The 16,228-nt window shown below is 48.6% G+C and carries 9 protein-coding genes; 6 read left to right on the plus strand and 3 right to left on the minus strand.

The window, feature by feature from the left end; genetic code table 11:
• Positions 1–681 precede the first annotated feature (681 nt).
• The 6 genes from M3P05_RS01490 (at position 682) to M3P05_RS01515 (ending at position 12,656) form a co-directional block, all read left to right on the plus strand.
• On the plus strand, positions 682–2,010 hold the full coding sequence (locus M3P05_RS01490; protein ID WP_249697465.1) for an efflux RND transporter periplasmic adaptor subunit: 1,329 nt from the start codon (positions 682–684) through the stop codon (positions 2,008–2,010).
• Positions 2,007–5,132: an efflux RND transporter permease subunit gene (locus tag M3P05_RS01495; RefSeq protein WP_249697466.1), complete on the plus strand. Its 3,126-nt coding sequence runs from the start codon at positions 2,007–2,009 to the stop codon at positions 5,130–5,132. Before M3P05_RS01490 ends, M3P05_RS01495 begins: the two co-directional genes overlap by 4 nt.
• 13 nt (positions 5,133–5,145) lie before the next feature.
• Complete coding sequence (locus tag M3P05_RS01500) at positions 5,146–6,555, plus strand: hypothetical protein (protein WP_249697467.1); 1,410 nt, start codon at positions 5,146–5,148, stop codon at positions 6,553–6,555.
• A gap of 106 nt (positions 6,556–6,661) precedes the next feature.
• A complete protein-coding gene (locus M3P05_RS01505; RefSeq protein WP_249697468.1) occupies positions 6,662–11,062 on the plus strand; it encodes a tetratricopeptide repeat protein in 4,401 nt (1,466 codons plus the stop codon).
• Between the two features lie 50 nt (positions 11,063–11,112).
• The gene (gene cobB, locus M3P05_RS01510) at positions 11,113–11,811 is read left to right on the plus strand and encodes a Sir2 family NAD+-dependent deacetylase (RefSeq protein ID WP_249697469.1); all 699 of its coding nucleotides are present in this window, start codon (positions 11,113–11,115) and stop codon (positions 11,809–11,811) included.
• A gap of 212 nt (positions 11,812–12,023) precedes the next feature.
• The gene (locus M3P05_RS01515; RefSeq protein ID WP_249697470.1) at positions 12,024–12,656 is read left to right on the plus strand and encodes a hypothetical protein; all 633 of its coding nucleotides are present in this window, start codon (positions 12,024–12,026) and stop codon (positions 12,654–12,656) included.
• 41 nt (positions 12,657–12,697) lie between these two features.
• On the opposite strand, the gene M3P05_RS01520 is transcribed toward M3P05_RS01515, so the two are convergent.
• From M3P05_RS01520 to M3P05_RS01530, 3 genes are all read right to left on the minus strand, one after another.
• Positions 12,698–13,876 (minus strand): vWA domain-containing protein, encoded by a 1,179-nt coding sequence (locus M3P05_RS01520; RefSeq protein ID WP_249697471.1) that lies wholly within the window; start codon positions 13,874–13,876, stop codon positions 12,698–12,700.
• 211 nt (positions 13,877–14,087) lie between these two features.
• Positions 14,088–14,900 (minus strand): response regulator transcription factor, encoded by an 813-nt coding sequence (locus M3P05_RS01525; protein WP_249697472.1) that lies wholly within the window; start codon positions 14,898–14,900, stop codon positions 14,088–14,090.
• 273 nt (positions 14,901–15,173) lie between these two features.
• A complete protein-coding gene (locus tag M3P05_RS01530) occupies positions 15,174–16,016 on the minus strand; it encodes an AAA family ATPase (RefSeq protein ID WP_249697473.1) in 843 nt (280 codons plus the stop codon).
• Between the last annotated feature and the right edge of the window lie 212 nt (positions 16,017–16,228).

Raw genomic sequence — 16,228 nt, forward strand, 5'->3', positions numbered from 1 at the left:
GCGTCTGGCGGCAGATTTCTAGATAGTTGTATATGGCTTTATAACCCGGCTCCGGTCGGGTTTTTACGTTTATGGGGAAACATGTTTTCCAGTAGCAGTATGTATGGCTCACCAGGACATGATATCGATAAGAAGGATTTATATATTTTATAAGAAATCATAATTCATTCTTTTGGGTTGTCTTCCATAAACTAAGGCCTATTAACCTGTGATATAGGCCTGAAATGAAAGCCGTTGTTTTTGATCCTGCCAGTGATTTGTTTTTTTTTGCGGATCTTGAAATCCCTAATCCCAAGCCGGATGAGGTGTGTGTAAAGGTTACTGCATGTGGTTTAAACCCGGTTAGGGAGAGCTGGCAGAGCTGGTTTCAGTTACACGTCCAGGAGGGTATAGAGACAGCTTCCTGCGTGGTTTGAGTTTTCACCAGTTCAGCCTTGGCTTCCGCCTTGCGAGCTGGACCAACCGCTCTTAAAAAGCATTTAAAAGGGGCAGGCTCTTAAGTCGACACAGAGGGTTGGATCAAAAACCTACAGAAGAGTAGTAGAGTAATAATCCAACAGGATGATCAAATTCGATAAATCATTCTGCGGTTCTCTGGCATAATCCTAAACAGAAATGGGCAGGTAAAACTGCATACTCTGTATAAACAATGATTCATCATTTAATGAAAGGTGTCGCCGGATGCCCTCCGCTTTGATTCAGCGTCTGTTCTACTCTCGATGGAAATGGTCACTACTGATTGTGATGGTCACAATCCTGCTGATTATCTTTCTCTTTTCAACCGCTGAACGGCCAAAACCTGCCAAAGCCCGACAAAGTGAATGGTCTGTCCGGGTCATGCCGGTTTCTTTCGAAGCGCAGTCTGTGGAGGCGACACTGTATGGTCGGGTAGAAACACCAGCCTTTGTTTCACTGGCTTCACCGGTTACGGCTTATGTGAAACAGGTCCATGCCCTTGAGGGGCAAGCTGTTAACAATGATGAGCTTGTTGTTGAACTGGACAGCAGAGACCAGGAGCTTGTCGTCGCTCAGCGAAAAGCTGATGTTGCTGATATAGAAGCCCGCCTCAAATCCGAACAGCTTCGGGGGAAGATGGACCGTGAGGCCCTCCGTCAGGAAAAGATTCTGTTGGATAATGCTGAAAAAGAGAAGAACCGCCAGGAGGTATTGCAGCAGAAGAATCTGGTTTCGGAAGCCATTTTGGAAACTGCTATTGGTAATCATGCCCGACAGAAACTGACTGTTTTAGGTCGTGAACAGATGGTCAATGATGCCAGTAACCGACTTAAGCAGCTTGAAGCCCAGCACAGCCGTGCCCAGGCCCTGCTGGAGCAGGCAAAGCTGGATCTTGAACGCAGCAGGGTGGCAGCACCATTCTCCGGAGTTGTCAGTCAGCTAAAAGTGGCAAAGGGAGAACGAGTCCGGCCCGGAGATGTTCTTCTGGAAATGTACGACACGGAACAGCTGGAAATACGTGCCCAGATTCCGGATCGTTTTTTGCCGGTTGTACAGAACCTGATTGAGAGCGGAACACAAGTCTCGGCATTATTGCGAACAGGAGGAAATCTGATCCCGCTTGAGTTGAATCGCCTGGCTGGATCGGTTGATAGCGGTCGCGGCGGTGTTGATGGCCTATTCCGCCTTGCGCAGGGACAGGCAAAGCCTTTGATCTATGGTCGTGTCCGGGTTATCGAATTACAGGTTCCGCTTAAAGAGCAGGTCGTTAAGGTGCCACCGGATGCCCTTTATAGAGATCGATACATTTACCGTGTGAACTCCCAAAGTCAGCTGGAAGCAATAGAGGTTGATCATCTCGGGAGTAAGGAGGAAAACGGTCAGGAATGGCTGCTGGTTCAAAGCTCTGAGCTTAAGGAAGATGATCAGCTGCTGGTGACCAGAATTGCCAGCGCTATCAGCGGTATGAAGGTAAAGGTTAAGACTGAGAACAGTTCGCCAGCAGAGGGCAACAATCAGAGTGACCAGCCTGGTCAAGCTGGAGATCCTCAATGAGCAAACATTCCGGGTTCTCTCCCATTGTTCTGTTTACCAGTCACCGGGTTGCCGCCAACCTGGTTATGTCTTTAATGATCCTTGCTGGTTTATGGGCCCTGCAGAGACTCAATACTCAGTTCTTCCCGACTTTTGATGTGGATGTGGTGAACATTTCCACAACATGGACCGGTGCAACCGCTGATGATATTCAGCAGGCTATCACCATTCCGCTTGAACGCGAGGTGAAAAGCCTGGCCGGTATTGATCGTTATTTTTCGACATCATCACCCGGGATGAGCCGAATCCGGCTGGAGATCAACAGGTCAGAAGATGTGGGTGAGGTCACTGATCGTATCCGGCAGGCTGTTAACAGTGTTAACACGCTGCCCGATGATGCTGAAACTCCGGTTGTCAGCAAGCTGGAGCGGTTTGAGCCCATAGCCAAAGTTGTGATTGCCGGTGGTGTTTCCCTGGAGGAGTTAAGACCTCTGGTCAGACGACTGGAACAGGATATTCTGGCCCGAGGGATACGCAAAGTCTCTTTCGATGGTTTGCCGGAACTGGAAATGGCGATAGAAGTCGACAGCAATCAACTGCATCGGCTTGGTACATCCCTGCCGCAGATTGCTTCAGCGATTCGCTCCCGCAGTATTGATATTCCGGCCGGAACCGCAGGTGTGGGAACGGTTGAGCGCCCCCTGCGCAGTCTTGGTCAGGCACGTTTGCCAAGCGAATTTGAAGAGTTGCCGGTAGTCACCGATGGTGATGGTGCTGTGGTCAGGCTTGGTGATATCGCCACTGTCACCATGGAGGGCAAGGAAGGCTGGCCACGACTTTATGTCGATAACAAGCCCTCAGTTCAGATGACACTCTTTCGCACCAGTGGTGACGATACTCTTGAAGCTGCCGGTATTTTGCAGGAATGGGTTGCTGATGTACGACAACAGCTGCCCGATAATATTGATCTTATTGTTTACGATGAAAACTGGTCTTATCTGAGTGAACGATTGCAGCTGCTGATCAAGAATGGTCTTGGTGGGCTGATACTTGTTGTGGCCATTCTGTTCCTGTTCCTGAATGTGAATGTAGCCTTCTGGGTATCCGTCGGTATTCCTATATCATTTCTGGCGGCTCTGGCCATTCTTGAACTGATAGGTGGCAGTATCAACCTGATCAGCCTGTTTGGTCTGATTATGGTTCTGGGGATTATCGTTGATGACGCCATAGTGGTTGGCGAAGATATTCTTGCCCATATCCAGAAAGGTGAGGAACCGCGTTCGGCTGCGATATCAGGGGCCATGCGCATGATGGCTCCGGTTACAGCTGCTTCATTAACGACGATAGCCGCCTTTATTCCGCTGCTGATTCTGGATGGCAATGTCGGCAATATGCTGATTGATATTCCAACGGTGGTGATCTGCGTGATAGTGGCTTCGCTGGTGGAATGTTTCCTGATCCTTCCCGGTCATCTCTATCACTCGCTTGGTAAAAAACCATATAAGCCGAGTGCGTTCCGTATCAAGCTGGACTCAGCGTTTGATAACTTCCGTGAGCAGTGGTTCCGTCCTCTGGTATCCGCGGCGGTCAGAAACAAGGGAACAACCATAACAACTGCTGTTGCACTGTTCGTAATTAGCCTGAGTATGGTGGCTTCCGGCCATATTCGTTTCACATTCTTTCCCACTATTGATGGGCAGACTATGCGTGCCGCCTTCCAGTTTGCTCCGGGGACATCCCCTGAGGAGACCCGCCAGTTTCTAAATGAGCTGGAAAGAGGTCTGCGTGATGCTGAGTCCATGATGGGGGAAAAGGTTGTCAGGCACACTTTCCAGATGCAGAACCATGGGCAGTTTGGCCTGTTTTCCAGTAATAAGTACGGCGAGAACTACGGCACCCTGATTGTTGATCTTGAGTCATCAGAAAATCGGGAAACAACCAATGCTAAACTGATCAGGGCTTGGAAAGAAGCTATTGATCTGCCCCAGGGATTGGAGCGCTTTACCATTGCACAGACCCGGGCCGGCCCACCTGGAAAAGCCATTGAACTGAAACTGATTGGCCCGGATGTGGAAGCACTGAAATCAGCTTCTCTCGAGTTACAGGATGCATTGGCCACTTATCCGGGCGTCAGCAATATTGAAGATGATCTTCCATATGGCCGTGAGCAGATTCTATTTGATATTAAACCCGAAGGCCGTGCACTGGGTTTATCCAGGCAGGAAGTTGGTCAACGTCTGAGAACTGCAGTGGCCGGTCAGAGGCTGCAGATCTATCACGACCGTTATGAAGAGGTGGAAGTCAGGCTGCGTTTGAACCGGGAGCAGCGCGAGAAGCTAACAACTATCTCCGACTATCCCATTGTCCTGGGGCCTGAAAGAACAGAGCGGCTGGATAATCTGGTCAGTTTCACAAGTGTGCGGGGCCTGGATACCTTGAAGCGGGTAGACGGAGAGCTGGCGGTGCAGGTCAGTGCCCATGTCAATGAAAAGGTCACTAATGCCGGACAGGTTCTGGCACAGCTGGAGCAGACCATACTTCCAGAACTGACCGCCCGATATGGCCTGCGGTACGGTTATGAAGGGCGCAGTGCGGAACAGCGGGCCATGATGGATGATATGTTAATGGGGCTCTTGATTGCCCTGGCGCTGATTTATATCATTCTGACCTGGGTGTTCTCATCCTACAGCTGGCCTATTACCGTGATGCTGGCTATTCCGTTTGGTATTACCGGGGCACTGTTCGGGCACTGGATGACAGGGCTGGATCTGACTGTTATGTCCCAGTTCGGCCTGTTTGGTCTGGCGGGTATCGTGGTTAATGATTCTATCGTTCTTCTGACTTTCTACCGGAAACTGCGAGAGCGGGGCATGGAGGTTCTGGAGGCTATAACGGAAGCAGCCTGTCAGCGGCTAAGAGCTGTTTTGCTGACCTCACTGACCACCATCTGTGGCCTGTTGCCCATTCTTTTTGAAACATCACTACAGGCACAGTTCCTGATTCCCATGGCAACGTCTATTGTTTTCGGCCTGGCTTTTGGTACAGGGCTGATTCTGCTGGTGGTTCCTGCCATGCTGGTGACTCTGGAGCATGCCCGTGACAGCGGACGTCGCTGGTTACAACTGACTGGATACAAACGATAGTGGAGCAGAAATAATGACAAAACCTATGCGCTTGATTCGGGGGCAGGTAAAGGCTCTGTCTCTGGTTATGGTTCCTCTGGCATTGGCGGTGTCCTCTGGTTCATGGGCTGCTTCAGTTAGTGTTGATATGGAGAAAGCCACCTCTACGCAGTTGACCATGTATTCAGGCCAGACACTGGTCTCACAGGCTTTGGATAAAAAGCTCCCGGCAGGCGAGTCGACGCTCAGGTTACGACCTGATTTTGATCACTGGGATCTGCCAACATTGCAGTTGGCTGCCAGGGATGGAAGCAGACAGCATCTGCCTGACAGTATTTTCTGGCGTCGCACGATATCCGATCATGACCAGTTAATGCAGCAACTGGTCGGGCAGCAGGTTGAGTTAAAACGTTCCGGCACCGGCTCTTCTATAAAAGGTACGCTTATCGACTGGCAGCAGGGGGCCGGTGTATTGCTTCTGGACGATGGCAGACAGGATATTTTCCAATGGGATAATGGCATGTCCGTGCGCACGGTTGGAACGAATGCTCTTCCGGTTCAGAAGTTTGCTCCCATGCTGGAGGCAAGTTTCAGCCTGCAGCAACCGTCGAAGGCGGTGAACCTGACCTATTTGAATCACGGGCTGCAGTACGGTAATCAGTACCGTATGGTAACTGTGCCTGCCGACTCCACTCTGGATCTCAATCTCTCAGCACATCTGGTCAATAACTCACTAACCAGCTACGGCAGTGCAACCCTGCAGCTGGCTTCCGGTGATCTGGGTAGAAACAGTGGAGGTGGGCAATTTATGAGCCGCAAGATGGTAACCATGGCTGCTGAAGCGGATATGGGAGCTGAACGGCAAAGATTTGGCGATCTTCTTTTTATTGATGTCCCTGGCAAGTACACTTTGCCTGCCGGTGGTGAGCTTAATGTCCCACTGCTGAACCAGAAAGGCAGCAGTTATACCAGCCGTTATAAATACAGCTTCTATGGCAACAGCCATCCGGGAAACCGGTCTGTCAAAGAGCATCCAAGAAGAACCCTGGCCTTTAATGCTGAAGGAGATCTTCCGGCAGGTCCTTTGCAGGTTTTGGAGAAAGATCGCGAGGGCAGCCTGAAAATCGTGAATTTTGGCTCTATTCCCCAGACATCAGCTGGTCAGCCGGTTGAGATCGCTCTTGGTGAGGCTTATACCCTGACCGTAGAAAGGCGCCGGCTGGCAACCCGGCAGTATGATTCCAGCTGGAAAGCGGACTGGCAGCTGACCGTAACCAATAGTCAGGAACGGGACGCTGATCTGCTGATTGAGGATACCGATTACAGCCTGATGAAGGTTGAACCTGACAAAGGGGCAAGGGCGGACAAAGGACTTCTGTCTGTCAGTATCCCGGCAGGCAAGACAGTGACGGTGACCTTTACCAGTACCTACCGCAAAAACTGACGCTGTTTCTCTCTGATTAACTCCCTCCCTCCTAGACTCAAAACATGCCTGCGCTGGATGCGCGGGCATTGTTTCCTATGTGTTTTAATGGGTCCGGAGAGCAGGGATGCAAGGGAAGATAAGACAGTATTTCAGAAGGAGTCACAGCCCTGAGGGGAGTAAACCTGCAGATAAACCAGGATTGATTAGAACTGGCCTGGATAAACTCAGACGAAGAATCCAAAAAAAGCCCTCTCAAGCTGTTCTGGTTCCCCCTGAGTCCAGTGGGGAATCAAGCTCTAATAAGCCCAGGCAGCGAATAGATCAGAGGAATATCACGCTGCATCCCCTGGCTCAGGCCATTGGTCAGGCCAAGTCAGATCAATCAGAGCCGGGAGTTCCTCTTACCCCGCCTCAAAGTCCCGCACTCAGCACTCCCCGAAGCCTTTCGAGTCCAGTTTCTGTTGCTGATGACATAGTCAGCGTTGCCGGTTCAGAGACGACCCAAGCATCAAACGGATCCGATCTGACTGATTTTGAGCAGTGGGAGGATAACAAAGACCTGGACCACTATATAACAGGTTTGGCCGCAGAAAACCTGAAGCCAAAACGAGGTAAGTTCCAGCGCCTGGTGGCATGGATTGCCAAGAGCAAGCTCAAGGGTGTCTTAAAAGAGAGCGGTGAACAGGTGACCCTGAAACAGGAAATGAGCGCTCTTGATAAAGATTACCGTGAACTGAAAGCAAGAAAAGATGGGTTGATTAATAACCTGCGGCGCAATCAAGAGCTGGAAAAGCAGGTGACCACAAACATTAGAAACTTGATGACAGGTGTAGAAAAGCTAACCAGAGATATTGAGGCAAAGCAGAAGAAAATTAATGACAACCCGAGGTCAAAAAAGAATGCAGATAGACAGAGTAAGCTGGATGCAAAAGTAAAGGAGCGTGACGCTAAATCAGAGGAAATCAAGGCGCAGACATCACACAGTGAAACTGTTCAACAAGTGATTTTAAAAAATCAATCAGATATCAGAAAGGTAGATGGTGAACAGCAAGGCATTAATGTAGAGAAACAGAAACTTGAAGCGCGCCTCGAGGAAGTCAAAGTCGTTGAAGCTTCAATGGCTGAACAGATCGTAACTCTGATGTTAAACCTGCGCAGTATCAGTCAGGGTAAAGCTGCTATTGGTCCGATAAAAATTAATGACTTAAAGCTGGGCAACCCGCCAGTTGAACTTAAGGAAATCAGCCTGTGGCCAACCTCCATTGTGACTCGTGAGGACAAAGGTGAGCATTTTGTTGATATTGTGTTTGATAAAACACATGCGGTGGTAAAGGCTCCCATTGATGGAGCTGAATATGTTGATGTCACCGTTGATATTGACCGCTTTCAGTTGACGGTCGGTGGTGAAATAGCCAAGGGAATGGATAAATACCTGAAGAGCAGTGGTATCAAGAAAGATCTTATTGGAGGTCTGAAAGACCTTGCTTCGAAGGGGTGGGATACGTTTGAGGCATTGAAAGGGAAGGGTGGAATTGCCCCCGTTGAACTTAGTCTCAAGGCAGGGAATGCCACGGTTAAGGTTGATGGATTAAAGTCGGATACCATTGCCAGGGGAGCATGCATGGCCGGGCGAAGCCCTGGCAGTGCATTACATACCATGCTGGCTGGGCTCCCCTTGCCTGTGACTGCTTCGGTTGACAGTGTCAATGTAGAGACAGAAGGAGAGGTCAAAGCTGGAGCAAAGCTCAGAGACGTTAAACTGGCTCTCAAACCGGATGTTAACGGTAAACCACTTGATAACAAAAGAAATGCAGCTCTAGAGGTCGATGCGGTGACAGCTGATGTGACTGTTGCCAGCCCTCTGAACCTTGCCAATCAGATTGTCAAAAAGATCAGACCGGATGATCCTCTTGTTCATCTTCCCGCACCTCTTGCTCTTCTGGCTTCACCGTCGGCTTTGGAGAAACTGCCTGAAAATGCCAGCCAGCAGTTAAAACTGGGTGCTTCCAATATGCATGTCAGCCTGGTTCGTGAGGTTCACAATCGGCCGACCAAAGCCAGTAACGATCCGGTCTGGGTTGTTGAGGGTGAAGGGCATAATCATATCAAGGCGGATGAGCTGGATGTTATTAACAGCGGGGATCTGATGGTAACAGGTCAGCTGGCGAGAGTTGATCTTGATATTAAAAACCATAATGACCAGACCTCAGTTGCTTTCGTCATTGATGAAGATGCCGTTAAAGGAGCCAAGTCTTTTGCGCAGGTAGAGTGTAAACCCGGAATGGTTCCGGCCCTTGAACAAACAACTGGTATAAAAAAACTTGGACAGCTCCAGGCAAAGGGCAGGGTCAAGTTTGATTTGTCGGGCAGGACGGAAGTGAATATTTCCCCTAAGCAGGTATCGGTGAAGATGTCCGAACTCTGCACCGACTCCAGCCAGCTTGTGTCTATAAGAACAGAAGGTTTCCAGATTGTGGTTCCCAAAGATCTGGATGCAAAAGCCAAGGGCTTCAAGGTTATCTCCCAGGAAAAACAACTGCAGTCCAAATGTCATGAGCAGCGTGTTGATACAACACTGGCTGAACTCGAAGTGTCCGGCAACGGTGCGATTACGGTAGAAACCGGACTGAAATCAGAAGAAGGCAAACCTGCAACACCAAGCCGGTATGAAATTCCCATTTACGGAACAGGCAGGATTCGTGATGCCGGTATATCCAGTGTCAAGCACACCCATAAAAGTGGGCGGCGTTCTAGACAGGTTGTGATGATGCACCCGAGGCATATAGGCCTTAAGGATATTCAGTCAGGTAATATACATCTCGGAAGGGTTGAGCTGGATCTTGATAAAGAGTTGGATGGACACTTGCAGGTCAATGATGCCAGCGTGAACTTTGACGATCTTCTGGAAGACGATACAGTTCCACAGGAAGGTGAGAAGGCCGTTCCTGAGAAAAAGACAATCAAGAAAAGGCTGGCAAAACTTCTGCTGGGAAATAAAACTCTGGTCATGAGCGGGCATCTGAATGTTAGGAAAGGGAAATTTAATATCCGGGAGTTGGCGGGTGTTGGTGTGCGGGTCGTTACTCAGGCGGATTTGAATCGTATAAGGATGAGAACCAAGCTTGAATGGCTGCAGGATATAAGCCCGGATGAGCGAACAGATGAAAAAAACAGTCAGATCCGGGCGCTGGAGAGAGAATTGAAAAAAGCCCCAAGAGCATCGTTGCCGGACTGGCTTATTACCAAAGGGATCAATATTGCGATTCGAGTAACGACAGGCTCTGTTAAAAATGGTGGTGTGCGTATTGGGTCAAGAAATGGGTTACCTGTCGTGCACTCAAGACTGACAGGTATTCTACCCATTCCTATTCCGAAAAAGGCAGTGGAGTTTATCGGGCTTGAACCTGATGGTGTGGTGAATATTCCGGCTGCACAGTCCATACATTCGGGTGTGTTCTGTTTTCCTGCTTCAGTCGAGGAGCGACTGAACACAATGCTGGACAATGTGAGATCTGGAAATATTGCCAAGCTGGAAGAGTTTAAAAATGAAGTGCAAGCGTCTTTGAAAAATCCTGCCAAGGTTCCGGAAGCTTTATATCTTTTGAAAATGCTGCCTTTAGAAGTCTTCACCTGCAGTGGTTCGCAGCCTAAAGGTGGTGCTGTCAATCATTTAAAACAGATTGCTTCGATTGCAGGTTACCGGCTTGATACTCTTCCTGTAGCCATGTCGATTTACAATGATCTTGCAAGGCTGAATATTGAAATACCCCAGTGTGAAATCGATAGGCTGGAAGGTGTTATCGAAGAAAATGATATGGACAGAACAGAGCTTGGAGAACTGCATTATCACCAGGGGAATTACGATAAAACGATTACGCACCTTAGAAAAGCTGTAGACGACAAACCTAAAAATGGGCGTGCATTAATGGTTCTTGCTCAGGCTCTGTGGGAGTGCGGGGAGCACGAAGAAGCATTAACCCACTTTAAGAATGCTGCTGGCGTTGGTGAAAAGGGTGTTATCGGCGCTGTTGAACCGCTTGCCAATAGGCAGGGGGGAGCGGCTCCAGGCAACCAGGCACGGCTGCTGCTTGGCGCTCTGCGCCTGCGGGATGATGCCGTGAATCATAACTTTACAGAGCTGAAAAAAGGAATACACGACCTTGAACTGCTCCATTCTGACACCAATTACAGAATCCATGCATGTAACCTTTTGGTTGAGCGTTGTGATAAAGCCTGGAAGGTGAGAGAGAAGTTGGATGTGGAAGACTGGGAGCTATGGAAAAAACAGGTTGGTGAGACTGTTGATGCGATCAATGCACGGAAAAAACATAAGCAGGGCGATGAAACGCTCTATGATATGGCTCTCAGTAAAATGTACTGTTACAAGGGCGTAAACCAGAACCTTGAAGATGCGGAAATGCTGTTCAAGGCTATCGCTCATAAAGGAGCAGCGGTCAGCCAACATCTCGAAATACTGCGAATAGTCAAAAACATAAGACGTCAGGAGCAGCAAGTTGCTGCCTGATTGGGCATGATCCTTTATGATTAGGCTCTCATCCACAAGAGAGTGAATCAGTGGCTCGTTGTAAGTCTGTTGTTATTCTAACTGGTGCCGGGATATCTGCAGAATCGGGCATCAGAACTTTCCGCGCGGCAGATGGTTTATGGGAAGACCATACCATCGAGGATGTCGCCACTCCGGAAGGTTTTCTCCGTAACCCTGACCTTGTTCACCGCTTTTATAACGCACGCCGTCAGCAACTGGGGGAGGTGCAGCCTAATGCAGCTCATTACGCGCTGGCTGAGTTTGAGCAAAAGTTCACTGGGGAATATCTACTTGTTACCCAGAATGTTGATGATCTTCATGAACGTGCCGGTTCCCAAAAATTGATTCATATGCATGGAGAGCTATTGAAGGCGCGCTGCAAGAGATGTGGTTCGGTCTCGGCCTGGTGTGGTTCAATGGATGGAGCAAGTCGTTGTCCGTTGTGCTCTGCTGTCGGTTCTCTGCGCCCTCATATTGTCTGGTTTCATGAGATGCCACTGGAACTGGATCGGATTTATAACGCGCTGTCACGGTGCGATTTGTTTATCAGTATTGGCACATCAGGCAATGTGTATCCAGCAGCCGGTTTTTTCCAGGAAGCCTCGGCTGCAGGGGCGAGAACCGTTGAGCTGAACCTTGAACCGGGTCAGCATGCCAGTATTTTTGATCATTTTGAGAATGGCCCTGCTACCAGTCTGGTTCCGGCATATCTGAAAACTCTTTTATAAATCAGTGCCCTATTGCCAGACCTCCTGAAAGTGTCCCTTTATTTTTCTGCATCCTGTTAGCCATTCTGTCAGTAAATGTCAGCACTGCTAACAGTCGAGGTGTTGGTCATACTGAACCTTGTGTCAGTCATTCTGTCTGAGTTTGGGCAGGGAAATTGATAAACAGTGGGATGGACTCCTGAACTTGATTCATTGGCTCAGGAGTAAATGCCATGACGATTGACCGTAAACCTTTCCTCTCTATTGCCGCTATTCTTTCGTTGGGAGTTGTATCGCTTTTCTCTGCCAGTGTGCAGGGGGATGAAATCCGCTACCGGGTAACCGTAAAGGCTGATAACCAGCAGTTCACAGGCAATGTTACCCTGGAAAAAAATATCCAGGATCACTACCTCTCCATGAGCTTTCGCAGTTCATTTGATAAGACGCTGCCTGAGAGAATCTCTTTCCCCAATCTGGAAGAAGTTCAAAAAAGTGGGGGGCTGACTATGTCCCGTACAGAACCGGCATTGTACAGCGGAAATGGTGAGCAGCTGATTCGGGTCAGTGAGTATGGTGCGTTCGATGATCTGGAAAGAAAGCTGGTTGAACTGGCAGAGCTGCCGAACGGACTGGAAATGAAGGGCGACAGCAGAAAGTATCGCAGTGCATTTCTATTGATGAATGAGCCGACAGCTGTCGCCTGGTCCAAAACTGTAAAAAATGACAAAGGCTTTTCAGTCATGCTGAATATGACCGATGGTTCACAGTATGAATTTGATCTGGATAGTCAAAAGACAATTACCAGCTTTGATATCCTCAAAGAAGACTACTCGCTGAGATACTCACTCGCCAGCGCGAAACTGTAATCATCTTAACTGGTCTGTCCATCCATCCTGTTTGAGGAAGGTTAGCGGCTTAGATAGCGCATGCCTTCCTCAAGACCTTTAACGCTTAACTGGTACATCCTGTTTTCGACCAGATCACGAATCATCTCTGTTGATGTGGTGTATTCCCAGTGCGCTTCCGGGTAAGGATTCAGCCAGATCAACTTGCGATACTTATCCATAAAACGCAGCATCCAGGCTGATCCGGGTTGCTGGTTCCAGTGCTCAATACTCCCACCAGGCTGGTTGACTTCATAGGGGGCCATTGTCGCATCACCGACAAAGATCACTTTATAGTCATCGCCATACTTGTGGAGAATATCCAGGGTTTGGATACGGTCGTTGTGGCGGCGCAGATTATCTTTCCACACGGATTCATAAATGAAGTTGTGGAAATAGAAAAATTCCAGATGTTTGAACTCGGTCTTGATAGCTGAAAACAATTCTTCACAGATCTTGATATGAGCATCCATGGTGCCGCCAATATCGATAAAAAGCAGAACTTTCACGGTATTGTGCCGTTCCGGAACCATTTTAATATCAAGCATGCCGGCTGAGCGGGCGGTAGAGCGAATAGTGTCATCCATATCCAGCTCTTCCTGGGCACCTTCACGGGCAAATTTTCTCAGTCTGCGCAGGGCGACTTTAATATTGCGGGTTCCCAGCTCAATATCATCGTCCAGATTGCGGAACTCCCGTTTATCCCATACTTTTACTGCACTCTGGTTTCTGCCACCTTCCTGACCAACCCTGATACCTTCGGGATTATATCCATAGGCTCCAAACGGTGAGGTGCCTCCGGTTCCAATCCACTTGCTTCCGCCCTGGTGGCGTTTCTTCTGTTCTTCGAGGCGGTCTTTGAACTGCTTGATCAGCTCTTCAAGGTTTCCAAACTTTTGAATACGAGCTTTTTCCTCATCTGACAGAAAACGCTCGAACTCTTTTCTAAGCCAGTCTTCCGGAATTAAGGCATCCAGTATCTGGTCAAGGTCTTCAATACCTTCTGAAAAGGCGGCAAAGGCCTTGTCGAATTTGTCAAAGTGACGTTCATCTTTGACCAGAACCGAACGTGACAGAAAATAGAAATCATTAAGGTCGGCAAAAGCCAGATGGTTTTGGAGAGCTTCCAGGAGATCCAGATGTTCCCTGATACTGACAGGAACACGGTACTTGCGAAGGGTGTCGAAAAAGTTAAGCAGCATTTGTTTTTATAATGAATTGCAACTGTAGTGCCGCAAGCATAAGAAAGATGCTCGCTCTATGCAATTTGCTATGGAGTTTTCTGGGGGAAAGTAAGGGGTATGATCGGATATGAGCGGGATCTCCGCTCATAACTTAAGCTTTAAGGCTGTTTGACTCACATTGATGCAGACTCCTGAGGGAAGGAGCCTGCAGGTTATGTAGTCATTCGCATCATATCAGGCGCAAATCTTTTGCCAGTGAAACAAGGTGAGTGCGGTTTCGTGCTCCGAGTACCCGCTTCGCTTCACGGTAATGGTAATTCACCCCGTTATCGCTGATATCTGTCATCTCGGCAATGGTACGGGAAGAGTAACCTTCTGCCGCCAGTTTCAGGATATGTCTTGCCCTGGGAGAAAGAACCTTGCGGACAATATAAGGGTTAAATTTGTCCTGTTTGAAAGCCATCAGTTCAAGGTGCCAGCCCAGAGCACGGGCATTGAGCTTGGTATGAATAGTTTCGTAATGTTCCTTCAGATCTTCAGGAGAAAGACTGCTCTGGAAGCTGAAAATACAGAACCAATCAGAGCCGGTCTGCCAGCGCATGGGCAGGAACAGCTGGCTGTTGATATTGTAGTTGTGGAAGAAGGTCAGAACTTTGGAAGAACAGTTTTCGGTGCTTAGGTGAATGACCGGTTCGTCGGCCTTTTCCAGCTGAGGCCATAAGGAATCCTGGCCAGCAAAAGACCGGTAATAGGTCTTCAGCAGTTTTTCCGGCAGGGTGCCAAAACCTTCTCGGCCATCAGCCCTTTCCTGAAAGTTAAAGTTCTGCAGCAGTGTGTGGTCCTGCAGAGACAGTTGCTTTGGAGCGGAGCTATAACGGAAACTTAGGAAACCATATCCACTGATAAAGTCCTGAATCTCTTGTTTTATAACCTCGAGAGAGCGGGCTGAATGAGTAAAGATATCTTCGGCTTCCTGGCCTTTTTTTTCTTGAGTGAGTTGACTGCTAAGAACAACTCTTCCCCCTGATGTCGATAATGTCATTTTCATCCTCAGACTTTCACTACACAGGTAACGAGCCATCTCCTTGGTGTCATGCGGTATCCGTCGACTGACACTTCGAATTGTGTTACTGAATTTTGTCAGAAATGAGTGTTCTTTGTGAATGGCCGTGAAATTCTGTAGACGAACAAAAATCGGGAGAGGCGATTTTTGCTCACTAGATGTCGTCTGTTTTGCAGATTTTCAACGAAAATGGCAGCGTTTTTGCTCTTGTAAGATTTCCGTAAAAGTTGTTAAAGAGTTGTCAGTATGCCCTTAAGTTCCTCGCCTTGCCATAAATGCCAGCTTTTCAAGAAGTTGTACATCTTGCTCGTTTTTCACCAGCGCCCCGGCAAGAGGTGGAATCGCACGCGTTGGGTCACGTTCCAGTAATACCTCTTCAGGCACATCATCCGCCATCAGCAATTTCAGCCAGTCGACCAGCTCTGATGTGGAGGGCTTTTTCTTTAAGCCGGGCACTTTACGCACATCAAAAAATACTTCAAGTGCTTCTTTAACCAGGGAATCCCGAATCTTGGGAAAATGTACGTTGACAATCTCCTTCATGGTTTCACGGTCAGGGAAATTGATGTAGTGGAAAAAGCAGCGACGCAGAAAGGCATCCGGCAGATCCTTCTCGTTGTTACTGGTGATAATAATGATCGGACGGTGGCGGGCTTTGACCTGTTCCTGAGTTTCGTAAACATGAAACTCCATCTTGTCGAGTTCCAGCAGCAGGTCATTGGGGAACTCAATATCGGCTTTATCAATTTCATCGATTAGTAGAACCACGGGGGTGTCGGATTCAAAGGCCTCCCACAATTTCCCTTTGACGATATAGTTGCTGATATCGTGAACACCCTCAACACCAAGCTGTGAGTCTCTTAGGCGCGATACCGCATCATATTCATACAGGCCCTGCTGGGCACGGGTTGTTGATTTGATATGCCATTGGATAAGAGGTAATCCGAGGGAGTTGGCTAACTGCTCTGCAAGCATGGTTTTACCGGTCCCAGGCTCCCCCTTGACCAGCAGGGGGCGCTGCAGGGTGATGGCGGCATTGACGGCTAGTCGGAGGTCATCGGTGGCGATATATTCTTCGGTGCTGTTGAACTTCATAACGTGTTCTTTGGCCCGTAACTTGTTGTTCTTGTACTGTGCTTGTGTGCAGGTACTCTAAACACTCCCTTGATGCAGATCAATATATTCCATAGGTGGATATCAGGTGTCGGATGGGGCTAATTATAACTTGGAGTTATATGATCATAAGAAAACAATCGTTTACTGCTTGTGTCGTGTACTGGATAGTTCGTACATAGAAAAAATTTTGA

Source organism: Parendozoicomonas callyspongiae (assembly GCF_023502345.1).
Classification (GTDB): domain Bacteria; phylum Pseudomonadota; class Gammaproteobacteria; order Pseudomonadales; family Endozoicomonadaceae; genus Sansalvadorimonas; species Sansalvadorimonas callyspongiae.